19 protein-coding genes are annotated in these 25,991 nt (G+C 63.4%); 17 read left to right on the plus strand and 2 right to left on the minus strand.

Features of this window, described 5'->3' with window-relative positions; translation table 11 throughout:
• The first annotated feature begins 242 nt into the window (after positions 1-242).
• The 8 genes from HWX91_RS18735 to HWX91_RS41105 all read left to right on the plus strand — a co-directional run bounded on the left by HWX91_RS18735 (position 243) and on the right by HWX91_RS41105 (position 10,375).
• Positions 243-944 (plus strand): FadR/GntR family transcriptional regulator, encoded by a 702-nt coding sequence (locus tag HWX91_RS18735; protein WP_028199343.1) that lies wholly within the window; start codon positions 243-245, stop codon positions 942-944.
• A 149-nt stretch (positions 945-1,093) separates the two neighbouring features.
• The gene (gene lhgO / locus HWX91_RS18740) at positions 1,094-2,290 is read left to right on the plus strand and encodes an L-2-hydroxyglutarate oxidase (protein ID WP_028199342.1); all 1,197 of its coding nucleotides are present in this window, start codon (positions 1,094-1,096) and stop codon (positions 2,288-2,290) included.
• A 154-nt stretch (positions 2,291-2,444) separates the two neighbouring features.
• Positions 2,445-3,656 carry a porin gene (locus tag HWX91_RS18745; protein ID WP_096335785.1) on the plus strand — a complete coding sequence of 404 codons (1,212 nt, stop codon included), beginning with the start codon at positions 2,445-2,447 and terminating at the stop codon, positions 3,654-3,656.
• Between the two features lie 42 nt (positions 3,657-3,698).
• Entirely contained in the window at positions 3,699-4,457 is a 759-nt protein-coding gene (locus HWX91_RS18750) for a ribonuclease activity regulator RraA (protein ID WP_081833210.1), read from the plus strand.
• 143 nt (positions 4,458-4,600) lie between these two features.
• Positions 4,601-5,938, plus strand: coding sequence for an MFS transporter (locus HWX91_RS18755; RefSeq protein ID WP_028199339.1), 1,338 nt, complete (start codon positions 4,601-4,603; stop codon positions 5,936-5,938).
• A gap of 74 nt (positions 5,939-6,012) precedes the next feature.
• The gene (locus HWX91_RS18760; protein WP_042276528.1) at positions 6,013-7,116 is read left to right on the plus strand and encodes an Ldh family oxidoreductase; all 1,104 of its coding nucleotides are present in this window, start codon (positions 6,013-6,015) and stop codon (positions 7,114-7,116) included.
• Between the two features lie 111 nt (positions 7,117-7,227).
• Complete coding sequence (locus HWX91_RS18765) at positions 7,228-8,829, plus strand: aldehyde dehydrogenase (NADP(+)) (RefSeq protein WP_028199337.1); 1,602 nt, start codon at positions 7,228-7,230, stop codon at positions 8,827-8,829.
• A 13-nt stretch (positions 8,830-8,842) separates the two neighbouring features.
• Complete coding sequence (locus tag HWX91_RS41105) at positions 8,843-10,375, plus strand: methyl-accepting chemotaxis protein (RefSeq protein WP_028199336.1); 1,533 nt, start codon at positions 8,843-8,845, stop codon at positions 10,373-10,375.
• A gap of 13 nt (positions 10,376-10,388) precedes the next feature.
• Here the strand turns inward: HWX91_RS41105 and HWX91_RS18775 are convergent, their stop codons facing one another.
• Positions 10,389-12,107 (minus strand): putative bifunctional diguanylate cyclase/phosphodiesterase, encoded by a 1,719-nt coding sequence (locus HWX91_RS18775; RefSeq protein ID WP_244144089.1) that lies wholly within the window; start codon positions 12,105-12,107, stop codon positions 10,389-10,391.
• Positions 12,108-12,457: 350 nt separating this feature from the next.
• A complete protein-coding gene (locus tag HWX91_RS18780) occupies positions 12,458-13,414 on the minus strand; it encodes a LysR family transcriptional regulator (protein ID WP_028199333.1) in 957 nt (318 codons plus the stop codon).
• Positions 13,415-13,789: 375 nt separating this feature from the next.
• Between HWX91_RS18780 and HWX91_RS18785 the strand changes: the two genes are divergently transcribed.
• The 9 genes from HWX91_RS18785 to HWX91_RS18825 all read left to right on the plus strand — a co-directional run bounded on the left by HWX91_RS18785 (position 13,790) and on the right by HWX91_RS18825 (position 25,955).
• Positions 13,790-15,241 (plus strand): UbiD family decarboxylase, encoded by a 1,452-nt coding sequence (locus HWX91_RS18785; protein ID WP_042276523.1) that lies wholly within the window; start codon positions 13,790-13,792, stop codon positions 15,239-15,241.
• Positions 15,234-15,854: a UbiX family flavin prenyltransferase gene (locus HWX91_RS18790; RefSeq protein ID WP_042276520.1), complete on the plus strand. Its 621-nt coding sequence runs from the start codon at positions 15,234-15,236 to the stop codon at positions 15,852-15,854. The genes HWX91_RS18785 and HWX91_RS18790 overlap by 8 nt, the downstream gene beginning before the upstream one ends.
• Before the next feature lie 44 nt (positions 15,855-15,898).
• Positions 15,899-18,898 (plus strand): xanthine dehydrogenase family protein molybdopterin-binding subunit, encoded by a 3,000-nt coding sequence (locus tag HWX91_RS18795; RefSeq protein ID WP_375792418.1) that lies wholly within the window; start codon positions 15,899-15,901, stop codon positions 18,896-18,898.
• Complete coding sequence (locus HWX91_RS18800; RefSeq protein ID WP_028199329.1) at positions 18,895-19,716, plus strand: FAD binding domain-containing protein; 822 nt, start codon at positions 18,895-18,897, stop codon at positions 19,714-19,716. The genes HWX91_RS18795 and HWX91_RS18800 overlap by 4 nt, the downstream gene beginning before the upstream one ends.
• A gap of 1 nt (position 19,717) precedes the next feature.
• A complete protein-coding gene (locus HWX91_RS18805) occupies positions 19,718-20,266 on the plus strand; it encodes a (2Fe-2S)-binding protein (protein ID WP_028199328.1) in 549 nt (182 codons plus the stop codon).
• The gene (locus HWX91_RS18810; RefSeq protein WP_081833209.1) at positions 20,259-21,878 is read left to right on the plus strand and encodes an AMP-binding protein; all 1,620 of its coding nucleotides are present in this window, start codon (positions 20,259-20,261) and stop codon (positions 21,876-21,878) included. Before HWX91_RS18805 ends, HWX91_RS18810 begins: the two co-directional genes overlap by 8 nt.
• A gap of 4 nt (positions 21,879-21,882) precedes the next feature.
• A complete protein-coding gene (locus HWX91_RS18815) occupies positions 21,883-22,689 on the plus strand; it encodes an enoyl-CoA hydratase/isomerase family protein (protein ID WP_028199327.1) in 807 nt (268 codons plus the stop codon).
• Positions 22,690-22,750: 61 nt separating this feature from the next.
• Positions 22,751-24,484, plus strand: coding sequence for a GMC family oxidoreductase (locus HWX91_RS18820; protein WP_028199326.1), 1,734 nt, complete (start codon positions 22,751-22,753; stop codon positions 24,482-24,484).
• A gap of 94 nt (positions 24,485-24,578) precedes the next feature.
• Positions 24,579-25,955, plus strand: coding sequence for an MFS transporter (locus HWX91_RS18825; RefSeq protein WP_028199325.1), 1,377 nt, complete (start codon positions 24,579-24,581; stop codon positions 25,953-25,955).
• Positions 25,956-25,991: the final 36 nt, after the last annotated feature.

Raw genomic sequence — 25,991 nt, forward strand, 5'->3', positions numbered from 1 at the left:
GAGTGGCGAATCAGCATGGCCCTGCGGCCAATGCTAGCGAAGCTGCACGGAGCATGCCCGACGGTCATTTGGCGATGATGCCAATGAGCAGGGCGCACCCGCCCCCGTCAACCCGGAAACGACAGCCTAACACTGAAGCGCCTGTCCGGGCACAGAGTGAGAGCGGGGGAAGTCGTCCGTCGGTTGACACTGCGTGAGTATTTCGCTATTGTCTGACAACCTGATCAAATGAGATGCTGTTAATGCTTGAGCTTGAACGTCCCGATTCGCTTGTGCAGCGTGTGGTCAGCGCACTTCGCGCAGAAATCGATGCGGGTCATTTTCCTGCCGAGTCGCGCCTGCCAACCGAGCAGCAGCTATCGGAACGGCTCAACGTGAGCCGCTCAGTCGTACGCGAGGCAATTGCGCAGTTGAAGTCGGACGGCGTACTGGTTGCGCGGCGCGGCGCCGGGTCGTTTATTTCGCAGACGCCATCGGGTACGGTTTTCCGGTTGCCGAGCGGCGGCAGCCAGAAGCTGGATCTCGCGCAACTGTTCGAAATGCGTTTGTGGATCGAAACCCAGGCGGCGATGACCGCGGCGCGTCGGCGTACGCCGGAAGATCTTAAGCGTATGAGCGATGCGATTCGCGAAATGGAGAAGAAACGCCTTGATTTCGACGCGGCTTCCGCGGCCGACGTTGCGTTTCACCGGGCCATTGCGGCAGCCACCAAGAACGAGTATTTCGTCGCGTTCCATGATTTCCTGCGCGGCCAACTGGTGGCGGTACGTCGCGCGCAGTGGGCCAATACGGCGGGCCATGCGGGCGATTACGCGCGCCAGGAGCATGGCGAGCTGTACGACGCTATCGAGCGCGGCGACCATCGGGGCGCCGCCAGATCGGCTGAGCGGCATCTGCGCGCCGCAGCCAAACGCCAGAAAATCGAGCTACCCCCAAGCGATTGACGATAGCGGTTTGAGCGTGGACCTGCGCGGCTCTGCGTTCAAACCCCTGATGCGATCTCTTTTTTTGACAAGTTAGTCTGACAACCTGATAAGCGGACAAAAGCACGCCGAGAGGCCGGGTTCGCAAAGTAGAAGCGAAGAAGAAAAACATGATTTATGACTTTTGCATCATCGGTGGCGGCATCGTCGGTCTCGCGACGGCGATGGAGTTGCTGCAGCGGGAGCCGACCGCTTCGCTGCTGCTGCTCGAAAAGGAGACCACGCTCGCGAAGCATCAGACCGGGCACAACAGCGGTGTGATTCACGCGGGCATCTACTACCAGCCGGGCAGTCTGAAGGCCGAGTTGTGCAAGCGCGGCGCCGAGGCAACCAAACAGTTTTGCCGGGAGCATGCCATTGCGTTCGACGTGTGCGGCAAGCTGCTGGTCGCGTCGAATCCGCTGGAGTTGTCGCGCATGGAAGCGCTGTACGCGCGCTCGCAGCAGAACGGTTTGCGCGTCGAGCGGCTCGACGCCGCCGAGTTGCAGCGCCGTGAGCCGAATATCGTCGGTATGGGCGGTCTGTTCGTCGATGCGACCGGGATTGTGGATTACCGTCAGGTATGCGAAGCGATGGCGCGCGTCATCAAGAAAGCAGGCGGCGAAATTCGTCTCGGTACACAGGTCACGTCGATTGCCGAGCTGGGCAACTACGTCAGCGTCGGCGCCTCGGAGGAACAGCAATGGCAGGCGAAGAAACTGGTGGTCTGCGGCGGCCTGCAATCGGACCGGCTAGCCAGGCTCGCGGGCGTGAAAATCGATCATCAGATCGTGCCGTTTCGGGGCGAGTACTACCGCTTGCCGGCCTCGAAGAACGACGTGGTGCGTCACTTGATCTACCCGATTCCTGATCCGGACCTGCCGTTTCTCGGCGTGCATCTGACGCGGATGATCGACGGTAGCGTGACAGTCGGACCGAATGCGGTGCTCGGGTTCGGCCGCGAAAGCTATCCGAAGCTTTCCGTGAATCTGCGCGACGTCGCCGAATACGTCGCTTTCCCGGGCTTCTGGAAAACCATCTGGCGCAACCTGGGCTCCGGCATGGGCGAGATGAAGAACTCGCTGTTCAAGCGCGGTTATCTCGAGCAATGCCGCAAATACTGCCCGTCGCTGACGGTCGACGATTTGCTGCCCTATGAAGCCGGCATTCGCGCACAAGCCGTGATGCGCGACGGCACGCTCGTGCACGACTTCCTGTTCGCCGACACGCCGCGCATGGTGCACGTGTGCAACGCGCCGTCGCCGGCCGCGACCTCCGCGATGCCGATCGGCTCGATGATCGCCGACCGCATTCTGAAGGCCGCGTAACGGACTGGCGCACCCATCGGCACGCTCATCGAACAACATCGTTTCCGCCGACGAGGCCGGTCATCGCCTCGTTGGATCTTCCTGTTGCGTCCGCCGTGTATCGGCAAAGCGCAACTCCTCTCTGCATTGAAAAAAAGTGACTGGAGACCTCGCAGTGCATAAGTCCCTCGCAACCTCATCAAAACCTCTCGCCGCACATGTGGCATTCGCCTTCGCCGCGCTTGCTGCCGCGGGAGCGCCGGCAGCGGTTCACGCGCAAAGCAGCGTGACGCTATACGGCATCATTGACGAGGGCGTCAACTACACGAGCAACGTACAAACGAGCCCGGGCCAGGGCCACAGCCAGTACAGCCTGTCGAGCGGCATTCTGAGCGGCAGCCGTTGGGGTCTGCGCGGGAATGAAGATCTGGGCGGCGGCATGAAGGCGATCTTCGTGCTTGAGAGCGGTTTCGACGTGAACAACGGCAAGATGGGCCAAGGTTCGCTGCTGTTCGGCCGCCAGGCGTATGTGGGGGTTTCGAGCCCGTACGGCACGGTCACGCTCGGCCGTCAGTACGACCCGGTGGTCGACTACATCCATCCGCTGATGCCGAGCGCGATGTTCTCGGGCAGCATCGGCGCGCATCCGGGCGACCTCGACAACCTCAACAACACCAATCGCGTGAACAACGCGGTCAAGTACCGCACGGCCAGCTATGGCGGCTTGACCGCGGAAGGCATGTATAGCTTCGGCGGCGTGCCGGGCAGCATGGCCGGCAATCAGATCTACTCGCTCGGCGCCGGTTACGCCCGCGGGCCGCTCACGGTCGGCGTCGGCTACCTGAATGCGCGCAATCCGAATGCTTCGTTCTTCGGCACGGCGGTCGGCGCGACGGCGGCCACCAACAATTTCGGCAGCTCGCCGGTGATCAACGGCTATGCGTCGGCGCAAAGCGAAGAGATCATCAGCGCCGGCGCGACCTACGTAATCGGCGCGGCGACCCTCGGCGGGATTTACTCGAACACGAAATTCAAGCATCTGAGCGGCGCGGTGTCGGCGCTCAATCCGGCCGGCGTGGGCGGCACTGCGAGCTTCAACAGTGCGGAAATCAACTTCCAGTACCAACTGACGCCGGCGCTCTCGTTCGGCGCGGCCTACAACTACACCGACGGCGGCGGCGCGAATCACGCAAAGTACCAACAGGGCGCGCTGAGTGCCGACTACGTTGTCTCCAAACGCACGGATTTCTATCTGATCGGCGTTTTGCAGCACGCGTCGGGCACCGACTCGACCGGGCACGCAGCGCGCGCGTCGCTCAACGGCCTGACGCCCGCGTCGGGTAACCAGCAGGCGACGGTGCGTTTCGCGATCCGCCACAAGTTCTGACGCTTGGCCGGCCACCACTTCACCGAAACCAGGAGTAAATCTGTGACCTCAGCGACCGCAGCGACTATCCCGAGCCCGCTCACTGACGAGAACCGCGCCCGCTTGCGCAACGTCAGCACGGCGACCCTCACCACTGCGCTGTTCAAGCGCGGCTTTCACAACGTATGCGTGCAAGGCGTGCTGCCGGTCAACCCGGCGGCCGCGCGTATGGTTGGCGAAGCGTATACCCTGCGCTACATTCCGGCCCGCGAGGACCTCGATCACATCGGCGTGTTCTCGGACCGTAGCCATCCGCAACGGCGCGGCGTCGAGGAGATTCCGCCTGGTCACGTGATGGTGGTCGATTCGCGCAAGGACGCGCGCGCGGCTTCGGCAGGCGGCATTCTGATCACGCGGATGATGATGCGCGGCGTGGCGGGCGTGGTCACCGACGGCGGCTTTCGCGATACGCCGGATTTGCAGAGGCTCGACTTTCCCTGCTATCAGGCAAGGCCGTCGGCGCCGACCAACCTCATTCATCACCACGCGGTCGATCTGAACGTACCGATCGCATGTGGCGACGTGGCGGTGTATCCGGGCGACATCATCGTCGGCGATGCGGAAGCCGTGGTGGTGATTCCGGCGCATCTGGCCAACGAGATTGCTGAAGAAGCTGCCGCGATGACGGTGTTCGAAGACTGGGTCGACGCACAGGTGCGCGCCGGCCGCTCGACCTTCGGACTTTACCCGCCGGACGAAGTGACGCGTGCCGACTTCGAAGCATGGAAAAGGAGCCCGTCGGCAAACGGGGCTGGACTATAAGCAGGGAAACGGCTATCTGTGCCGCGCAGTGATGCAATCGCGGCGAGCGCAGGTGGCCGCTCTGACAAACGATTGCGTGCGGCGAGGCCGTACGAGCCCACCGCATCAGCATTTACGACGGACCGCGCAAAAAGCGGTCCGGCATGGAGACGACAGTGACCGATCGAAGCAGTGAAGACCAACTTTTTGCGCGCATAGCGTGGCGGCTCGTGCCGCTGCTGATTGCGATTTTCCTGGTCGCGTATATCGACCGCGCCAATATCGGCTTCGCCAAGCTGCAGATGCTAAGCAGCCTGAAGATGAGCGAGGCGTCGTACGGCTTTGCATCGTCGCTGTTCTTCATCGGCTATCTGGTGTGCGAGGTGCCGAGCAATCTGCTGATGCATCGCTTTGGCGCGCGCCGCTGGATCTCGCGGATCATGTTCACGTGGGGCGTCGCGACGCTGCTGCTCGCATGGACGCCTTCAGCATTGGCCTTCCAGATCCTGCGCTTCCTGCTCGGCGCTGCGGAAGCAGGCCTTTATCCCGGGATCATTCTCTATCTCGGCATGTGGTTTCCTGAACGGCAGCGCACCGGCATCATCGGCTTGCTGACGCTCGGCAGCAGCATGGGCAACATGCTCGGCTCGCTGATCGGCGGCTTCTCGCTGGAACTGCATGGCGTAGCCGGCCTCGCCGGCTGGCAGTGGGTGTTCCTGACCACCGGGGCGCCCGCCGTGCTGCTGACCTTCGTCACGCTGTGCTGCCTGCCGGATGGCCCGCAGTCTGCCGGGTTTCTGACGGCCCGCGAGAAAGATGTCGTCGAGACCCGGCTGCGCGCGGATCCACCCGCGGCACGCCTGGCCGGCGGCGACGGCTGGTCATTGGCCGCGCTCGTTACGGTGGCGCTCTTTAGCGTCGGGTACGGAACCATCTCCATCGCGATCTACGGCATCGCCTACTGGCTGCCGACCCTGGTTAAAGGCTTCGGCGTGACGAGCGGTGTCAACGGCATGCTCAACATGATTCCGTGGTTCATCACATCGCTGATGCTGCTGTGGTTGCCGCGCCGTCTGAAAACGCCGCGCCGAGTGCTGATCGCAGCGTTCTGCGCAGCGTTGCTCGGCATTCTGTGCTTCGTCGCCAGCGTCGGGCCGTTCAGCAATGCGGTGCGTTTCGCGGCGCTCTCGCTCGGCGCACCGTGTCTGTATCTGATGATCCCGTGCTTCTGGGCATTGCCGCCACGTTTGCTGCCGGCCTCGTTCATGAAGGGCGCGGGCGGTGCTGCGGCGCTCGCGGTGATCGCGGCAGGTTCGAGCGTCGGTGGTTTCCTTGCGCAAAACATCATGCCGTGGGTCGGCAAGGTGACGGGCAGTACGTCCGCGCCAATGCTCGTGCCCGCCGTCAGCTTGCTGTTGCTCGGCACTGGCGCGGCGGTGGTCTGGCTGCGGCTCGGTCTCGCCGGCCGCGGCGGCCCGGAGGCCGTCTCCACCGTGCAATAGCGTTTCACGCTTCACTCAACGCAACACGCCGGCTTTTTTATTTCGATTCAATTCTTTCGTTTAGCAGGTCAGTCATGGCAGACACTATGCCCCGCGTCGGGGCCGCAATTGCACGGCAGCAAATCGAGGTCATTCTTGAAGCCTGGGGCATGTCGCCCGGGCAGGTCGCCGCGTCGGCCGACATCCTGATCGACTCCGATCTGAAGGGCATCGACTCGCACGGCATTTCGATGCTGATGTTCTACGACCAGTTGTATCGTGCCGGTCAGATCGACATGAAAGCGAGCCCGCGTATCGTGCGCGAGACCGCGACCACCGCGTTGATCGACGGCAATGCGGCGATGGGGCATCCAACGTCGCGCATGGCCATGGAGTTGGCTATCGAAAAAGCACTGGCATGCGATATCGGTGCGGTCTCCGTGTTCAACTCGCAGCATTTCGGCGCGGCGGGCTACTACGCGGAGATGGCGGCCGAACGCGGACTGATTGCGATGGTGTCGTGCTCGACCCGGCTTGCAACAGTGGTGCCGACTTTCGGCGCCGAGCCGATGCTCGGCACCAATCCGTTCGCGTTTGCGACGCCAGCAGGCCGGCACCCGCCTGTGATTCTCGACATGTCGACCAGCGTCGTCGCGTCGAACAAGGTCAAGGTGTACGCGTTGCAGGGCAAGCCGTTGCCGCCGGGCTGGGCGCTCGACGCGAACGGCAACCCGCTGACCGATTCGGCCGAAGCCTACCGACTGCTGTTCGAGCGCCTCGGTGGCGGCCTCGCGCCGTTAGGAGGCGACGGCAAGACACTCGGCGGTCACAAGGGCTACGGCCTCGGCTTGTTCGCGCAGATTCTCGGCAGCACGCTGGGTGGCGGTTCGTTCTCGCCCGTGCGTAACCGCACGCAAAGGAGCGATGAGCCGGACAACATCGGCCATTTCTTCCTTGCGATGAATCCGGCGGCGTTCCGTCCTATCGAGGAATATCACGCTGATCTCGACGCGGTTATCACCGCGCTGCGCGAAAGCCAGCCCGCCGACCCGTCTCAGCCAGTCTTGATCCCTGGGGATCCTGAGCGTCTCACGCGCGTTGCGCGCAGCGTGGATGGCATTCCGATGCCCGATTCGTTGCGCGAGAAGATCCGCGACGTCGCCAGAGCCGCGGGTGCGCCTTTCCTGCTGACTGTCTGAGTTCGAGGCCGAGGCGCAGGGAGCGCCTCGCGATCCCGGACTATTGCAGCGCTCGCAGCGAAGGTCTGCGAGTGCTGTTCACCACGCCAACTACAACGAGCACAGAACCAAGTGACAGCAACCATTCTCGGGCATAACTACATCGGCGGCCGGCGCAGCGCGCGTGGCGATTTCTCGCTGCACAGCGTCTCGGCATCGACCCGCGAAACTTATCCGGTGGCTTTTTCGCAGGCAACTGACGCTGAGATCGACGCAGCCGTGGAGGCCGCGGCTGCGGCGTTTCCGCGCTATCGGGCGCTGCCCTCGAACGTTCGCGCGGATTTTCTCGAGGCAATTGCTGCGGAGATCGATGCGCTCGGTGACGACTTCATCGCCGATGTGATGCGCGAAACCGCGTTGCCGAAAGCTCGGCTCGTCGGCGAACGGGCGCGCACCAGTAACCAGATGCGACTCTTCGCGAAGGTTTTGCGGCGGGGTGATTTCTACGGTGCGCGCATTGATCAGGCCTTGCCTGAGCGGCAACCATTGTCGCGTCCGGATCTGCGGCAATACCGGATCGGCGTCGGCCCGGTCGCGGTGTTCGGCGCGAGCAATTTTCCGTTGGCGTTCTCCGTCGCCGGCGGCGATACGGCTTCCGCCCTGGCGGCCGGCTGCCCGGTCGTGGTCAAGGCGCACTCGGGTCATCTGGTGACGTCGGAGCGCATGGCGGATGCAATCGAGCGTGCGGTGCAACGCGCCGGCATGCCCGCAGGCACCTTCAACATGGTCTACGGCGAGCGCGTTGGCGCGCGCCTCGTGCAGGCGCCTGGCATTCAGGCGGTTGGTTTCACCGGTTCATTGAGCGGCGGCCGGGCGCTTTGCGATCTCGCGGCTGCGCGTGAACAACCGATTCCGGTGTTCGCGGAAATGTCGAGCGTGAATCCGGTGTTTGTGCTGGAGGGCGCCTTGCAGGAGCGCGGTGCGGCGCTTGCCAATGAACTCGCGGCCTCGGTCGCGACGGGTTGCGGCCAGCTGTGCACAAGCCCCGGCCTCGTGCTCGGCGTGCGGTCGCCGCGCTTCGGCGCATTCATCGATAGCCTCGGCAGGGCGATGGAGCGGCAGGCGCCGCAGACCATGCTGAACCCGGGCATCTTCGCCAACTTCCGCGCAGGTCTCGAACGCGTGTCGAAACACGCAGGCATCGCGTTGCATGCAGGCGCGCAAGGTGAAACTGAGCAAGCCGCCGCACAGCTGTTCGTCGCCGACGCCGCGTTGCTGTTCGATCCGAGTCGGCCGCTCGAAGAAGAAATCTTCGGACCGGCTACGATCGTGGTCGAACTCGACAGCGTGGACCACCTGCTGCGTTTCGCGTCGGCGATGCGCGGCCAGTTGACGGCCACGCTGCTCGCGTCGCACGGCGATCTGCGGTCGCACCGCAAGCTGATCGAACGGCTAGAGGAAAAAGCCGGCCGTCTGCTGGTGAACGGCTATCCGACCGGCGTCGAAGTGTCGGACGCGATTGTCCACGGTGGCCCGTGGCCCGCGACCTCGGATGCGCGCGGCACCTCGGTCGGCACGCTCGCGATCGACCGTTTCCTGCGGCCGGTGTGCTACCAGAACTATCCGGACGAACTGCTGCCCGACGCGCTGAAAAATTCCAACCCGCTCAATCTGATGCGGCTCGTCGATGGAGAGATGACGCGGCGTCTTCTCGATTGCGCGCCCACTCGCTAAGGACGTTCGCGTGATGTCAAAACTTTCGATACGCGCGCGCCTCGGCGCCGCGATACTTTTCCTGTGCGTGCTGCTGACGGTGATTGGCGCGCTCGGCGTGACAGGTATGGCGCGCAGCAACGACGCCAACCGCGAGACTTACACGAACCGGCTCGCCAGCACACGGCTGATCGGCGACGCGGAGCTCGCGATCAGCCGCGAGCGCACGACCGTCGACCGGATCGCTTTCGATCCGGCCGCCCCGACGGTCGAGAAAGACATCGCCACTTACCGCATGCTCAAAGGGCAGGGGATGGATGCGTGGACGAAGTATCTGGCCTTGCCTGCCACAGCGGATGAAAATCGTCTTGCCGCAGCGGTCAGTGCGAAGCGTGGCGAGGTGCAAAACCAACTGGATGCTTTTGCGGATTCGGTCAAGGGCATGGACGATGCGGCAGTCAAGGTCGCGTTGAAGAAAATCGCGCTCGCGAATACCGACTATGTCACGGTGAGCGCGGATCTCAAGCAGTTTCAACGCGATCAGGCAAAGGCGCAGTACGATGACTCGGAGGCGAGTTTTGAGCGCTTTCGTGCAATAACTATCGCCTCTGTCGTATTTGGGCTGCTCGCCGGCGTCTTCACCTTCATGTCATTGCGCCGCGCGATCGGCCTTCCGCTCAGCGAGGCGCTGGGACACTTCAACCGGATCGCGAGGGGCGACCTGTCGCAGCGGATCGAAGCGCGCTCGCACGACGAAATGGGCCTGCTGCTGCACGGTCTTTCGCAAATGCGCGACGGCCTCGTAAGCACCGTCACAACAGTGCGTCACGCAAGCGATGCCATCGCCACGGCGGCCCAACAGATCGCCTCAGGCAATCTCCATCTGTCCGCACGGACGGAGCAGCAGGCTGCGTCGTTACAGGAAACCGCCGCCAGCATGGAAGAGCTGACCGGCACGGTAAGGCATAACGCCGAGAATGCACGCCAGGCGCAAACTCTCGCTGCCAATGCGGCCAACGTGGCCGACCACGGCAACGCCGTGGTCGGCGACATGGTGACGACGATGAAAGAAATCGATCAGAGCTCGGGCCGTATCGGCGACATCATTGCGATTATCGATGCCATCGCGTTTCAGACCAATATTCTGGCGCTCAATGCAGCGGTCGAAGCTGCGCGCGCCGGAGAACAGGGACGCGGCTTCGCGGTGGTGGCGGCCGAAGTACGCATGCTGGCGCAGCGCTCGTCGGCTGCCGCGAAGGAGATCAAGGAACTGATCGAGACGTCGAGCGGAAAAGTGCAGGCGGGCGGCACGTTGGTCACCGAGGCAGGCGGCCGCATGCAGGCGATCCTCACCGGCGTGCGCCGCGTGGCGGACATTATGGACGAGATATCGGCCGCTTCGGCGGAGCAAAGCACGGGTATCGAGCAGGTCGCCCGCGCCGTCGCGGAAATGGATTCGGTTACGCAGAACAACGCCGCGTTGGTTGAAGAAGCCGCAGCAGCGGCCCAGTCGCTCGAGGAACAGGCGCGAATGTTGAAAGAGACGGTGGCGGTGTTCAGGATTTAGGCCCAGCCTGGAGTCACTTTGGCTCCATTCCACCACGCAGCATGAATTCCGCAAATGCGTCCGGGTCAAGCGGGCGGCTGACCAGATAACCCTGAATGGCATCGCAGCCGGCGTCCTTCAGTTCTTCGGCCTGGCTTGGGCACTCGACGCCTTCCGCGACAGTCTTCATGCCGAGCGAACGGGCGAGACCGACAATGCCTCGGATAACCGCCGGCGCCTTCTCGCAGTCGACCAGTGCCCGCACAAACGACTTATCGATTTTCAGTGCGTCGATGGGCAGTCGGACAAGATAGCTGAGGCTGGAGTAGCCAGAGCCGAAGTCGTCCAGCGACGTGAATATGCCGGCTTGCTTCAGCGCGGCAAGAACGGAGGTTGCCTGTTCGATATCGCTCACCAGAGAGTCCTCCGTCACCTCGATATCGAGCGTTGCGGGAGACACGTCGTGTGCCCGCGCGATGCGGAGAATCGTGTCTGCAAGTCCCGCCCCGAGGAGCTGCCGGGCCGACAGATTGAGACTGATGTGAGGGACGAATACCCCCGATCGCCGCCATGTCCGGATATGCCGACAAACCGCATTGAGCAGCCATTCGACAAGCACGGCTTCATAGGGAGAATCGAGCAGCACATCCAGGAATGCGTGCGGTGTCAGCAAGCCTCGTTCGGGATGGCGCCAGCGAAGAAGCGCCTCGGCCCCGATTGGGGAACCGTCCGCGAGTGCCACCTGAGGCTGGAAATGGAGCTCGAACTGGTTCGCCGCAAACGCCTCACGAAGCTCCATGCGTAACGCAAGGCGGTCACGCATGCCCCGGTCGAGGGCTCCATCGTACAGGCGCACCTGAAACCGGCCGGATGACTTCGCCGCGTACATGGCCGTGTCGGCGTGGCTCAGCAATGCCTCGGCTGAGTCCGGTGTTGCTCCCGGCAGCGCGATGCCGATGCTAGCCGACAGGGAGATGGATCTTCCGCACGCTTCGAACGGGATTGCGAGATCGCTGAGCACCGCGTGAGCGAACGCTTCAGCCGCGCTTGCGGTCGTGTCGCGTAACAAAAGAACAAACTCGTCGCCTCCGACGCGCGCAGCAAAAAAATCAGGTTTAAGAATTGCGAGTAGCCGTTTCGCGATGCCGCGCAGCAGCTCATCGCCCACAGCATGGCCGAACGCGTCGTTGACTTCCTTGAAATGGTCCAGATCAATAAATAGGACTGCCAGCGAGGCACGACGCGCAGTGCCGGATGAAGCAGCTGCAGCGACCGCCTGCGATAGCGCTTCCATGCACTTGCGCCGATTGGCCAAACCAGTCAGATAGTCGTGACTCGCTTCAAATTCCAGTTGCGACGCGTGCTTGCGTTCGCGCGTGACATCGCGAAAGAGCACCGTAATGCCATCGTCGTGAGCAAATGAACGGGCCTCAAACCATGTATCGAGCGGGGCGTAATAGTCAGTGTGCCGGGCGGGGAGTCCAGTGGCCGCTGTTTGCTGATAGATGCGATAGTAGCCGGAGTCGACCAGGTCCGGGTAACACTGCCATATGTCGCGTCCGAGCAGGTCTTCCCGCTTCTGCTGCAGGTATCGTTCGGCTGTATGGTTAAGGTAGGTGAAGCGCCACGATCTGTCTATCGACATGAAACCGTCGCTCAGGCTGTCAAGCATGTCACCAAGATGAGCCGGTGCAGGTTGTCGGGTGGCGGCTTCTTTCGGGCGCGGGGCGCGAGAGTCGGTCTGTCGTTCCATTTTGAGCTGTCTTTTCGCGTCGGACCCTTAGGTACCGCTTGTGCGCGAACCGTGGATTCACCGCATTCTAACCGCCTTTGGCACCGATTCGAACGTCAGGACGCTCGCGTTCCGCTGCGTTTGATTGGGGGATGCAGCGCCTGACGCGAGCCGGTCATCCGCCGCGCATCGCGCCTTCACTAAATCGGACGACTGGATGGGAACGGCTTCTGTCCGGCCCGGCAAGTCCGCGAACTTCGGCATCCTGCGGCCTGCACGCCGCACGTTGGCGGCGCCACGGTTCGCGCGCATTGCCTGCTGACCCATGGTTCCCCTTTGCGCCGGCACGCCCGCGTTCAGGCAGATGGGTTTCAGTTCGATGAAGTTTTCTTCGTCGGGGCAGGGGTGTCCTTCGTCGCATCCAGCGGCGCGGCGTTCAGCACCTGACGCAGTTCGTCGGCGATGATCGAGATCAGCGCTTCCGCGGCGGCGCTTAGCGGCCGGCGCGGATGCGTGATGCAGACGATGTGGCGCACGATGCGTGGCGCCAGAATCGGATAAGCGCGCAGCGTGCCCGCCCGGACCGCGCGCTCGACCACGATGCGCGGCAGGATGGTCGCGAAGCGCGTCTTGCCGACCAGTTGCACGATGCTGCTGAGCACATCGATTTCGAAGCGTGGCGTGAGGAGCACGTCCTCGTGCTGCGCGGCGGTATCGAGCACGCCGCGCAGGCCGTGCCGCTTGGTCGGCAGCACCAGTTCGAGTTCGGGCAGCTTGGCGAGTTCGATTGCGTGGGGCAGGTCGGGGCCGTGTGCCGCACTGGTGGCGAGCACCATTTCTTCGTCGAGGATCGCGTGCGCATCGAGTGAGAGCTTGCCGCGCGGTTTATTGATGAGCGCCGCATCGAGCTGGCCGCCGGCGACCCAGTCGATGAAGGTCGCGCTGTAGCCGTCCGAGACGGTGACTTCGACATGCGGATATTTCTCGTGATAGCGCGACAGCGAATCGGCCAGCACGCTTTCGCTGATCGACGCAATCAACCCGATCGACACGCGCCCGGTGACGATCTCGTCGCGCTGGATGAGCTGTTGCCGCGCGTGCGCAAGGTCGCGCATGATCGGCAGGAAGAGCCGGTACATGAGCCGCCCGGCGGCGGTCGGCGTCATCCCGTGCGAGCCGCGCTCGAACAGTTGCTGATGCAGTTCCTCCTCGAGCTTGGCGACCTGCATGCTGAGCGCCGGCTGAACGATATTCAGACGCTTGGCCGCGCGAGTGACCGAGCCGTCTTCGAACAGCGCGATGAAATATTGAATCTGTTTCAGGTCCATGGGTGTGTTCGATCAGACTTCGACGTCTTCAATATTTTTGATGTTGACTGTCCCTATTATCAACCACTACGGAGCGGCCGATCTGCCAATTCGTGTGGGACGGGCGTGCCGATCGGTCACTAAAAGGCCGTTGCAGCATGCGTATTTCAGGCTCGCTGCTATTAATACTTAGGACGCTCTCCAACGTCATCAGGGGTAACACGTATATCAGCCGAAATGATGTAGCGAATCAAAAAACACTATTAGAACTTATACGTCATTCTCGCTACGCTCCATGCATATCCACTGTGCGCTCGCTAAACAGAACAGGGGCGGACTTTGACACGACATAGGGAGACCCAGATGAGTTCTCGCGGTACCGCTTCTCTCGAAACGATGGATTCTCCGGGCGCCGGCGTGCGTCCCGCCCGCTCGCTGCGAAGCTGGCTCGAGCACCTGTCGGCGAGCGGGCGGGTGGCCACCATCGAACACCCTGTTGCGCTCGAACACGAACTCGCTGCGATTGCGAAAAAGCTCGACGGCTCGCGTGCCGCAGTGTTCGTTCAGCCCGGCGGCCACGCGATTCCGGTGGTCAGCGGTTTCATGTCGAGGCGCGCATGGATCGCCGAAGCGATGGGCGTGAGTGAGGACCAGCTGCTGCAGCGTTTTCGCGACGCCGCCGAGCATCCGCTCGCCTGGCAGGACGTCCCGGCGAGCACCGCGCTATGCCAGCAGGTCATCCATACCGAAGGGATCGATCTACACAAGCTGCTGCCCATTCCGACGCATAGCGAACACGATAGCGGCCCGTATATCACCGCCGGTCTCGTGATCGCGCGCAATCCGCGCACAGGCATCCAGAACGTATCGATCAACCGGATCCAGGTGCATGGACCGGACCGTATGGCGATCCTTTTGCTGCCGCGTCATCTGTACGCCTTTCAGCGAACCGCGGAAGCCGCGGGAGAGCCACTCGAGCTCGCCGTGGTAATTGGCGTGGACCCACTGACGATGCTCGCTTCGCAGGCGATCACGCCGATCGATCACGACGAGCTGGAGATCGCGGGCGCACTGCACGGCGCGCCGCTGCCGGTCGTGAAGTGCGTGAGCAACGGCGTGAAGGTGCCGGCCTTCGCGGAGATCGTGATCGAAGGGCGCATCCTGCCGAACGTGCGCGAGCAGGAAGGCCCGTTCGGCGAGTTTCCAAAGTATTACAGCGCGCGAGAGGCGCGTGAGGTGATCGAGGTCACGGCGCTCACGCACCGCGCGAAGCCGATTTATCACACGATTGTGCCGGCCGAGATGGAACATCTGCTGCTCGGCGCGATTCCACGCGAGGCAACGCTGCTGGCGCATCTGCAACGCAGCCATCCGAACGTGAAAGACGTGCACCTGTCGGTTGGCGGCGTGTGCCGTTATCACCTGTGGATCCAGTTCGAGAAAAAGCGCGAAGGTGAAGCGAAAAACGTGATCCTGTGTGCGTTCGGCGCGCACTACGACATCAAACAGGTTGTTGTCGTCGACCCCGACGTGAACGTGCACGACCCCGCTGAAATCGAATGGGCCATCGCCACGCGCTTCCAGGCCGATCGCGATCTGATCGTGATCGAAGGCGCGCAGGGCTCGCCGCTCGATCCGTCGACCACCGTGGGCCAGCCGGACGACGCCCCGGCGCATCTGCAGGGCATCAGCGCGAAGATGGGGCTCGACGCCACGCGGCCGGTGGCTTATGCGGCGCACGTGTTCACGCGCGTGCGCATTCCGGGGCAGGACTCGGTGGATCTGGAAGCGCTTGTTGCCGGTGACAACGCCGCGTTGAATACCTATCTGGGTGACGTTCATGCGTGACAACAAGCGTGAGCGGATTGTCGTGGGCATTTCGGGCGCGAGCGGCGCATTGATCGGCGTGCGCCTGCTTGCCGCGCTGCGCCGCCTCGGCACACATGAGACGCATCTGATCGTGTCGGCTTCCGGCGCGGTGACGGCGGCTCAGGAACTGGGCACGACGCGCGGCGATCTGGAGAGCCTCGCCGACGTGGTCTACAACGTGCGCGATATCGGCGCGGCGGTGGCGAGCGGTTCGTTCATCACCGCGGGCATGGTTATCGCGCCGTGCTCGATGAAAACGCTCGCGGGCGTGGCCAATGGCTTCGCCGACAACCTGCTGACGCGAGCCGCCGACGTCATGCTCAAGGAGCGTCGCCGACTGGTGCTGGTGGCGCGGGAAACACCGCTCAATCTCGCGCACTTGCGCAACATGACGCTCGCCACCGAGATGGGCGCGATCGTGATGCCGCCGGTGCCTGCGTTCTACGCCCATCCGAAGACCATCGAGGACGTGGTCGATCATACGGTCGGTCGGATTCTGGATCTGTTCGGCATCGAGCACCGCGAGATCGCCCAGCGCTGGAGCGGACTCGCCGATGAGTTCGCGGGCCGCCGTGAAGGAGCCGATGAATGAATCAGCGCGACATGATTAATTCAGGCCAGGCTGCGGCTGTGGAGATGGAACCAACCCACGGCGAAGGCGTAAAGCATCCACAGACCTATCTCGGCCGCCCGATGGAACGTCTCGAGGACCCCGCGATTCTGACGGGCCGCGGCCGCTATGGCGACGATCTCGGCACCAAACCCGGCACCCTGCATGCGGCGATTCTGCGCTCACCGCATGCCCATGCGGAACTCGTTGCCATCCATACCGAAGCCGCGTCGAAACTGCCCGGCGTTCGCGCGATCCTGACGCGCGACGACTTGCGGGCGTGGTCGCGGCCCTTCGTGGTCGGGGTGAAATCGCCGATGGAGCAGTGGGCGCTCGCGATGGACCGCGTGCGCTATGTCGGCGAACCGGTCGCGGTGGTGCTGGCGGAATCGCGCGCCATCGCCGAAGACGGACTCGATCTTCTCAAGGTCGAATACGCCACGCTCGATCCGGTCACGACGATCGAACAGGCGGTGAGCGGGGAGTCAACGGTGCTGCATGAAAAGGTCGGCACCAATGTGATCAGCGACCGCAGCTTCCGCTATGGCGACCCCGAAGCTGCGTTCGAGAAAACGCCACATCGCGTGAAACTGGTCGCGCATTATCCGCGCAATACCTGTGCGCCGATCGAATGCGGCGTGGTGATCGCCGAATATCTGGCGGGCGACGAGGGCTACGACGTCACGTCGAATTTCATGGGCCCGTTCTCGCTGCATGCGGTGATGGCGATGGCGCTCAACGTGCCGGCCAATCGTCTGCGTCACAAGGCGCCGCGCGATTCGGGCGGTAGTTTCGGCGTGAAGCAGGCGGTGTTTCCCTATGTCGTGCTGATGTGCCTCGCCTCCCGCAAGGCTGGCGCGCCGGTGAAGTGGGTCGAGGACCGGCTCGAACATCTGAGCGCGGCGACCTCCGCGACGGCACGCCTGTCGACGCTCGAGGCGGCTGTCGAAAGCGACGGCCGTATTACCGCGCTCTCCTACGATCAACTTGAGGATTGCGGCGGCTATCTGCGCGCGCCGGAGCCGGCGACGTTCTACCGGATGCATGGCTGCCTGACCGGCGCCTATGCCATCGACAATCTGCTGGTGCGCAATCGCGTCGTGCTGACCAACAAGACGCCCACGGGTCTCGTGCGCGGCTTTGGTGGCCCGCAGGTTTACTTCGCGCTCGAACGCCTGATGCAACGCATCGCGCTTGAGTTGAAGCTGGACGTGCTCGACGTGTATCGCCGCAATTTCGTCGCCGCCAATGCTTTCCCGTATCGCGCCGCAGCGGGTGCCTTGCTCGACTCGGGCAACTATCAGGAGGCGCTGCGCCGCGCGCTGGCCGAAGGCGGCTACGACGAACTGCGCGCGCGCCGCGAGGCGGCGCGCAAGGAAGGGCGGCTGTACGGTATCGGCTTCGCGGCGATCGTCGAGCCGTCGGTGTCGAACATGGGCTATATCACGACGGTAATGCCCGCCGACGCGCGCAGGAAGGCCGGCCCGAAGAGCGGCGCGATCGCGAGCGCCACGGTCAGCGTCGATCTGTTAGGCGGCGTGGTGGTGACGATTGCGTCGACGCCCGCGGGCCAGGGGCATATGACGGTGTGCGCGCAGGTGGTCGCGGATGTGCTCGGCGTCTCGCCGCAAGACGTCGTCGTCAATGTCGAGTTCGATACGCATAAGGACGCGTGGTCGGTGGCGGCGGGCAATTACTCGAGCCGCTTTGCCGGCGCGGTGGCGGGCACGGTGCATCTGGCGGCCGTGCGGGTACGCGATAAGGTCGCGCGCATCGTGTCGAAGCAGTTGGGTTGCGCACCGGACGAGGTGCGTTTTGAAGGCGGCCGCATTTACGCGGCGGGTGCGGAGGATCGCGCGCAGCCGTTCGGCCGCGTCGCCGCCAATGCGCCGCATTGGGCGCCCGCGCTCTTGCCTGAAGGCGAGGAGCCCGGCTTGCGTGAGACGGTGTTCTGGAACCCGCCGAACATGGCCGCGCCGGATGAGAACGATCGCATCAACACGTCGGCGGCTTACGGGTTTGCGTTCGACATGTGCGCAGTGGAAGTGGACCACGCCACGGGCCGCGTGCGGATCGACCGATACGTCACCGCGCACGACGCCGGCACGCTGCTGAACCCCGCGCTCGCCGATGGCCAGATTCGCGGCGCGTTCGCGCAAGGTCTCGGCGCGGCGTTGATGGAGGAATTCCGTTACGGCGCGGATGGCAGCTTCCAGTCCGGCACGCTCGCCGATTATCTGATGCCGACCACCTGTGAAGTGCCCGATCCGCTGATCGTGCATCTGGAAACGCCAAGTCCGTTCACGCCGTTGGGCGCGAAAGGACTTGGCGAGGGCAACAACATGAGCACGCCGCCGTGCATCGCGAATGCGGTGGCGGACGCGCTCGGCGTCGACGATATCCGTTTGCCGCTGACGCCCTCGAAGGTCATGGCGCTCATCGGTATCGACGACCCGGCGCCGTCGCGTCCCGAGTTGCGCGACACGCCGGCGGCGAAGCCGGCGATGCCCGGCGGCGGCAAGGCGCTGACCGCGCAAGGCAGCGTCGATCTGCCGGCGTCGCCGGAAGCCATTTTTGCCGTGCTGCTCGATCCGCAGGCGCTCGCCAAAGTGATACCGGGTTGCCACGCGCTCGAAGCCGAAGGCACGAACCAGTATCGCGCCGACGTGACGGTCGGCGTGGGCATGATCAAGGCGCGCTTCGAAGCGAAGATCGGATTGTCGGAAATCGACGCGCCACATCGGCTGCGCCTCGCTGGCGCGGGCATGTCGCCGCTCGGCAGCGCGCGTGGCAGCGGCCTCGTCGAGTTGACGCCGATCGAAAGCGGCACGCGTCTTTCCTATGACTACGAAGCCCAGGTGTCGGGCAAGGTCGCGGCCGTCGGTGGACGCATGCTCGAAGGGGCGGCCAAGGTCGTGTTGCGGCAACTGTTCGAATCGCTCGGACGCCAGGCCGCGGGCAAACCGGTAAAGACCGGAGGCGGGTGGCTATCGCGGTTGCTCGCACGTTTCAGGAGACAGGCATGAAACCCGCGCCGTTCGATTATCTGCGCGCGATGACCACGCAGGATGCGCTCGACGCACTCGCGCAAAACGGCGAAGACGCTCGCGTACTGGCCGGGGGGCAGTCGCTGATGGCGGTGCTGAACATGCGGCTTGCGCAGCCGCGCATGCTGGTCGATATCTCGCGCACGGACGAACTGAATGCGGTGCGCGTCGATAACGAAGCAGGCCGGCTGATTGTGGGCGCGGCCGCCACGCAGGGCAGCGTCGAGTGGCGCGCGTCACTGCGCGATGAAGTGCCCCTGCTGGCGATGGCGTTCCCGCACATTTCGCACTTTCAGATTCGCAATCGCGGCACGGTGTGCGGCTCGATTGCCCACGCCGATCCGAGCGCGGAATTGCCGCTTGTGCTGGCGGCGCTCGGTGGCGATGTGACGCTGCGCTCGAAAAAGAAAAAGCGTGTCCTGAAGGCCGAGGAATTTTTTCAGGGAATGTTGATGACGGCGCGCGCACCGGACGAACTGATCGAAGCGGTCAGTTTCCCGCTAAAGAAGCCCGGCGAACGCTACGGCTTCACCGAATTCTCCGCACGTCATGGCGATTTCGCGATGGTCGCGTGCGCGGCGGTGGTGACGAGCGACTCGATCCGCCTCGCGGTGGGTGGTGTCGCGGATCGGCCGGTGGTCGAAACATGGCCGCGGCTGCACAGCGAAGACCTTCGCAGTGCATTGAACGATTTGAGCTGGAAGCTGGGCGCGCAGGACGACGCGCACATTAGCGCGACCTATCGCCGGCATCTGGTCCGGCAACTCGGATGGCGCGTGATCGAGGAGGCAAAGTAAAGTGAGCAACACGTCTGGAGACAACATCTTGCGGCAGGGTGACCGGCAGTGCATCACGCTGACGCTCAACGGCCGTGAACGCAGCGGCTATTGCGAGCCGCGCGAACTGCTGTCGGATTTTATCCGTCACGAACTGGGCGCGACCGGCACCCATGTCGGTTGCGAACATGGCGTCTGCGGCGCGTGCACGGTGCACATCGACGGCGTGGCAGGGCGTTCTTGCCTGATGCTGGCGGTGCAGGCGCAAGGACGTCGCATCGATACAGTCGAAGGCCACGCGCCCGATATGGCGCTCAGCGATCTGCAGCAGGCATTCCAGCGCCACCACGCGTTGCAGTGCGGCTTCTGTACGGCCGGCATTCTGATGTCGTGCGCGGACTATCTGAAGCGCGTGCCCGATCCCACCGAGGCGCAGGTGCGCGACATGCTCTCGGGCCATCTGTGCCGCTGTACGGGCTATACGCCGATCGTCGCGGCAGTGCTGGACGTAGCGGCGAGACGTCAGGCAGGCAAGCAGGCGGATGAGACCGTGGAGACCGTTCATGCTTGATCTCGGCCGAACCTATTTGCAAAGCGTTGAGCGCAGCCCGAACGCGCTCGCTCTGGTCGATGGCGACATGACGCTGACCTACGCGCAGTGGCATCGCATCATTGAGAATGTCGCCGAAGGCCTGCGCGAATTGGGTCTCGCGCACGGGGACCGGCTGCTCGTCGTACTGCAAAACCGCTGGGAAATGGCCACCTTGCACTGGGCCTGCCAGTTCGCCGGTATCGTGATCGTGCCGTTGAACTGGCGTGCGAAGCCTGAGGAGCTCGATTACTGCGTGACCGATGCGGGCGTGAAGGCCATCGTCTATGAACCGGTCAGTGCCGAAGCGGTCACGCAAAGTCCGGCTGCGCAAACTCTGCCGCGCATCGGGCTCGACGACGCGCAAGGCCGCACCGCCGGTTTCGCAACACTCCTCGCCGAGCGCTCGCGTGATGCCGGTATCCAGACCACTCGCGCGAATGCGGACGACTACTCGCTGATTCTTTACACGTCGGGCACCACGGGCAAGGCCAAGGGCGTGCCGCGCCGTCACCGTCATGAACGCGCCGCCGCGCTCGCCCATGTTGCGCAGAATCTGTACCGGCATGGCGAACGCACGCTCGGGGTGATGCCGCTGTATCACACGATGGGCGTGCGCTCGCTGCTCTCGATGGCCATGGTTGACGGCGTGTTCGTTTGCGCACGCCGTTGGAACGCCCGTTTCGCGCTCGATTCAATCGCGCAGTATCGGATCAGCTGTCTTTATCTGGTGCCGACGCTTTATCACGATCTGCTCGCCGATCCGGCTTTTGCCGCAATCGACACGACCTCGGTGAAAAAGCTCGGCTTTGCCGGCGCGCCGATGAACGACGGTTTGCTCAAGCGGCTCTCGGCTGCTTTCAAACCGGAACTGTTCGTCAATCATTACGGCTCGTCGGAGGTCTACACCTTCAGCATCGACCAGGATGCGACGCGCAAACCTGGCAGTGCAGGGCGCGCCGGCATCAATACGCGCCTGCGCGTCGTGAAGCTCGATGCGCAAACGCCGGAGGATCTCGCACAGGTTGGCGAAGAAGGCCAGATCATCGCGGACCTGCTAGGCGACGAAGCCTTCGAAGGCTACTGGAACCGCCCGGACGCCAACGCCAAATCATTACGCGACGGCTGGTATTTCACCGGCGACACCGGCTTCTTCGACCTCGAAGGCGACCTGTACGTGTCCGGACGCGTCGACGACATGATCATCAGCGGCGGCGAGAACATCTCGCCGGTCGATATCGAATCGGTGCTGTCGCTGCATCCCGCCGTCGACGAGGTGGCGGTGGCAGGCGTGAAAGACGAGCGGTGGGGCCAGCGGGTCGTCGCCTTCGTCAAACGCCGGGAATACGTCGATGCCGAAACGCTCGATGCGTATTGCCGAACGTCCAATCTCGTCAACTTCAAGCGGCCGCGCGATTACGTCTTCGTCGACGACATTCCGAAGTCGCCGGTGGGCAAGATCTTGCGCCGCAAGCTGTCCGCGGGCGAGTACGAACGCGACGGCCGTGATCAGCCCGATGACGCCAATGACGGCGACCGCAGCCGCGCCAGCGGCGCATTCATTGCCACACACACGGAAACTACCAAGGAGTAACCCCATGACCGACTTGACTCACCGCGGCCAGAGCCTGCTGCAGGAACTCGACGGCTTTTCGATCGAGATCGACGCCGAACGCGAGCGGGCTGACATCATCCTGCATCGGCCGCCGTTTAACGTGATTTCGATGCACGCACGCGACCAGTTGCGCGCGGCGTTCGAAGCGCTCGACGAAGACGAGCGCGTACGCGTGATCGTCGTGCGCGCCACGGGTGAACACTTCTCGAGCGGCGGCGACATCAAGGGCTTTCTCGAGGCGTCGCCGGAACACGTGTCCAAGCTCGCCTGGAATATCGCGGCACCCGCGCGTTGCTCGAAGCCGGTGATCGCCGCCAATCGTGGTTTTTGCTTCGGCGTGGGTTTCGAACTGTCGCTCGCGTGCGATTTCCGCATCGCCACCGACACCACCTTTTACGCACTTCCGGAGCAGAAGCTCGGCCAGATTCCGGGCTCGGGTGGTTCGGCGCGTTTGCAGCAGATGGTCGGTGTCGGTCGAACCAAGGACATCGTCATGCGCTCGCGCCGCATTCCGGGCAAGCAGGCTTACGACTGGGGCATCGCGGTGGAGTGCGTGGCCGATGCGCAACTCGAAGCCGCGACCGATGCGTTGGTGGATGAACTGCGGGCCTTCTCGCCGCTCGCGCAACGCACCGCCAAGAAGCTGCTGAACGACAGCGAAGATGCGCCGCTCTCGATCGCGATCGAACTCGAAGGGCATTGCTATAGCCGTCTGCGCACGTCCGACGATTTCCGCGAGGGGGTCGAAGCGTTTCATGGCAAACGTAAACCGGTGTTTCGCGGCAGTTGAGCCGAACGCAAGACGACATAACGGCAATACCCCGTAGCAAAAAACGCAGGAGACAAAGCATATGGAGCGTTTCGATTACGTGATTGTGGGCGGTGGATCGGCCGGATGCGTGCTTGCGCACCGCTTGTCGGCAGTACCGTCGTTGCGCGTCGCGTTGATCGAGGCGGGTCAGGATACGCCGCCGGGCGCTGTGCCTGCGGCGATTCTCGACAGCTATCCCATGCCGGTTTTCTGCGGCGACACCTACATCTGGCCGGAGCTCAAAGCGAGCGCGACCCGAACGGCCGCGCCGCGTGTCTATGAGCAAGGGCGCGTGATGGGTGGCGGATCGAGTATCAACGTGCAATCGGCCAATCGCGGCCTGCCGCGCGACTACGACGACTGGGCCGCCAATGGCGCAAGCGGCTGGGCGTGGCAGGACGTGTTGCCGTATTTCCGCAAGCTCGAACGCGACGTGAATTTCCCGGAAGGCGAGTTGCACGGCAGCGCTGGTCCGGTGCCTATTCGCCGTATCCTTCAGGACGACTGGCCGCCGTTCTGCCATGCGTTTGCCGACGGGATGCGTAAAAACGGTTTCGCCAGCCTGCTGGATCAGAACGGCGAGTTCGGCGACGGCTACTTTCCCGGCGCGTTCTCGAATCTCGACGGCAAGCGCATTTCGACCGCCGTCGCCTATCTGGATGAGCAGACACGCAGGCGCCGCAATCTGCACATCTATCCGGAACTGCGCGTCGAGCGCATTGTGATGGAGGGCATGGTTGCGCGCGGTGTGGTGGCTGTCGCGCGCGACGGCGCCCGTGTGCGTTTCGAGGCGAATGAAGTTGTGCTGTGTGCAGGCGCGCTGCAATCGCCGGCGCTGCTGATGCGAGCGGGCGTCGGTGCGCGGGATGAACTGAGCGCGCTCGGCATCGATTGCATGATCGATCTGCCGGGCGTGGGACGTAATCTTCAGGATCATCCGTCGCTGACCTTCTGCCATTTTCTCGAGCGACGTTATCGCGTGCCTTTGTCGCAGCGTCGCGCGAGTATGACAGCCGCGCGTTTCACCTCGGGCGTGGCGGGGTGCGATGCGTCCGATCTGTATCTGTCGAGTGCGACTCGGGCCGCATGGCATGCGCTCGGCAAGCGGCTCGGGCTGTTCTTTCTCTGGTGCAATCGCCCGTATTCACGCGGCCGTGTGCAACTGGTTTCACCCGAGCCCGCAGTGCCGCCGCGCGTCGATCTGAATCTGCTCGACGATCCGCGCGATGTCGCGCGCCTCGCTTTCGGCGTACGAATGCTCGCGAAAATCGTCGAGGCCTCAGGGCTCGGTCACGATTCACGCGATTTTTTCCCCGCGGCGTTTTCACCACGAGTCAAAGCGCTTAGCCGTGTCGGAACCGGCAATGCCGCGCTGACCGCGCTGCTTGGAGTGCTGCTCGACACGCCTGCGCCGATCCGGCGGACGCTGATCGAACGGTTTTTCACGCGAGGCCAGCGAATGTCCACCCTGCTTGCCGACGAGAATGCGCTTGAGTCGTTCATTCGCGCCAATGTGTTCGGCGTATGGCACGCGAGCGGCACCTGCAAGATGGGCGATGCGAACGACATCATGGCTGTGACGGACAACGCGGGGAGCGTGCGTGGCGCGCAAGGCTTGCGGGTCGTCGATGCATCGCTGATGCCGAGGTTGCCTTCGGCAAATACGAATATCCCGACCGTCATGATGGCCGAAAAAATCGCCGATGCGATGCTCGCGCGACGATACACGGGCGCGGTGTCGAGCACGACGTCGCCCATGGTTGTCGGTCGATAAAAGTTCATTAACACAACTAAGAGCACGCAATCCAGAACGTGCCTTAAAACGGGGACGATCGAAAGACGGCCCGCTGATAATCAAGGAGATGACGATGTCCGTAGCAGCGCAAAATGGCGCCGCCTTGCCCGCGGTAGACCAGCGGCAGGTGATGGGTGCGGTAGTAGCCTCGTGCCTCGGTTGGGCACTGGATTTGTTCGATCTGTTCGTCTTATTGTTCGTCGCACCGGTAGTGGGGCGGCTGTTCTTTCCGTCCGAACACGCCATGCTCTCGCTTGCCGCGGTCTATGCATCGTTTGCCGTAACCCTGCTGATGCGCCCGCTCGGCTCGGCATGGTTCGGTTCCTACGCGGACCGGCACGGACGCAAGGGCGCGATGATCACTGCGGTGGTCGGCGTGGGTCTGTCGACCGCAGCTTTCGGCTTGCTGCCGACGGTCGCGCAAGTGGGCCTCGTCGCGCCGATCCTGTTCCTGATGCTGCGTCTGGTGCAAGGTGTATTCGTCGGCGGCGTGGTGGCGTCGACCCACACCATCGGGACAGAATCGGTCGCGCCGAAATATCGCGGCGCCGTGTCGGGGCTGATCGGCGGTGGCGGGGCGGGACTCGGCGCATTGCTCGCGTCGCTCACCTATCTGACCATGTCTGCGATCTTCCCGGGCGAGCTGTTCGACGTGTGGGGCTGGCGCTGCATGTTTTTCACCGGCATTGTGAGTTCGATTCTCGGCCTGTTCGTTTTCAGCAGTCTGGAGGAGTCGCCGCTGTGGAAGAAACTGGCCGCTGAGAAGGCCGCCAAGGCCGCAATGCAGAACACGGCCACACCGGTCGAGGTCGTACGCTCGCCGATCCGCACGCTGTTTTCCCGCGACTATCGCTCGATTCTGTTTGTCAATCTGCTGCTGACGATCGGCGGCGGTAGCGGCTATTACCTCACGTCTGGCTATCTGCCGACCTTCCTCAAGGTGGTAAGCCACGCACCGAACGGCGCCGCGGCCGCGATTCTGATGATCTGCAGCGTCGCGGTGGTGATCGCCTCGATCGCGGCGGGACATCTGAGCACCTTCATTGGACGCAAGAGCGCGTTCGTCTGGATCGGCCTGATTCGCCTGATCGCGCTGCCCGCGCTATTCCTGCTGCTGCCTACGGCGCAAAGCATCACGATGATCGGCGTCTACGCGGTGATTCTGAGCGCGCTCGGCAGCGCCGGCTACGCGCCGATTCTGATCTTCCTGAACGAACGCTTTCCGACCGCGATTCGCGCCACCGGCACGGGGCTGTCATGGAACATCGGCTTCGCGATTGGCGGCATGATGCCGACCGCTGTCTCGCTGGTGGCTAAAGACGCCGGCCAGTTACCAATGACGCTTGCGATCTTCGCCGGGGCGATCAGCGTAATTTTCCTGGCGGGGGCGTTCATCGTGCCGGAGACTCGCGGCAAGCTCGATAACGGTACCGCCCACGAGGCCGCCTAGTGCATTCCAGCGGGCGCGGAAGCGCGCCCGCGTCGC

Source organism: Paraburkholderia fungorum (assembly GCF_902833645.1).
Taxonomy (GTDB): Bacteria; Pseudomonadota; Gammaproteobacteria; order Burkholderiales; family Burkholderiaceae; genus Paraburkholderia; species Paraburkholderia fungorum.

Bases quoted from the DNA above. Each gene is read 5' to 3' on its own strand.
- HWX91_RS18735 (WP_028199343.1), top strand. From the start codon at position 243: ATGCTTGAGCTTGAACGTCCCGATTCGCTTGTGCAGCGTGTGGTCAGC.
- lhgO (WP_028199342.1), top strand. From the start codon at position 1,094: ATGATTTATGACTTTTGCATCATCGGTGGCGGCATCGTCGGTCTCGCG.
- HWX91_RS18755 (WP_028199339.1), top strand. From the start codon at position 4,601: ATGGAGACGACAGTGACCGATCGAAGCAGTGAAGACCAACTTTTTGCG.
- HWX91_RS18760 (WP_042276528.1), top strand. From the start codon at position 6,013: ATGGCAGACACTATGCCCCGCGTCGGGGCCGCAATTGCACGGCAGCAA.
- HWX91_RS41105 (WP_028199336.1), top strand. From the start codon at position 8,843: ATGTCAAAACTTTCGATACGCGCGCGCCTCGGCGCCGCGATACTTTTC.
- HWX91_RS18775 (WP_244144089.1), bottom strand. From the start codon at position 12,107: ATGGAACGACAGACCGACTCTCGCGCCCCGCGCCCGAAAGAAGCCGCC.
- HWX91_RS18780 (WP_028199333.1), bottom strand. From the start codon at position 13,414: ATGGACCTGAAACAGATTCAATATTTCATCGCGCTGTTCGAAGACGGC.
- HWX91_RS18785 (WP_042276523.1), top strand. From the start codon at position 13,790: ATGGATTCTCCGGGCGCCGGCGTGCGTCCCGCCCGCTCGCTGCGAAGC.
- HWX91_RS18790 (WP_042276520.1), top strand. From the start codon at position 15,234: ATGCGTGACAACAAGCGTGAGCGGATTGTCGTGGGCATTTCGGGCGCG.
- HWX91_RS18795 (WP_375792418.1), top strand. From the start codon at position 15,899: ATGGAACCAACCCACGGCGAAGGCGTAAAGCATCCACAGACCTATCTC.
- HWX91_RS18800 (WP_028199329.1), top strand. From the start codon at position 18,895: ATGAAACCCGCGCCGTTCGATTATCTGCGCGCGATGACCACGCAGGAT.
- HWX91_RS18810 (WP_081833209.1), top strand. From the start codon at position 20,259: ATGCTTGATCTCGGCCGAACCTATTTGCAAAGCGTTGAGCGCAGCCCG.
- HWX91_RS18815 (WP_028199327.1), top strand. From the start codon at position 21,883: ATGACCGACTTGACTCACCGCGGCCAGAGCCTGCTGCAGGAACTCGAC.
- HWX91_RS18820 (WP_028199326.1), top strand. From the start codon at position 22,751: ATGGAGCGTTTCGATTACGTGATTGTGGGCGGTGGATCGGCCGGATGC.
- HWX91_RS18825 (WP_028199325.1), top strand. From the start codon at position 24,579: ATGTCCGTAGCAGCGCAAAATGGCGCCGCCTTGCCCGCGGTAGACCAG.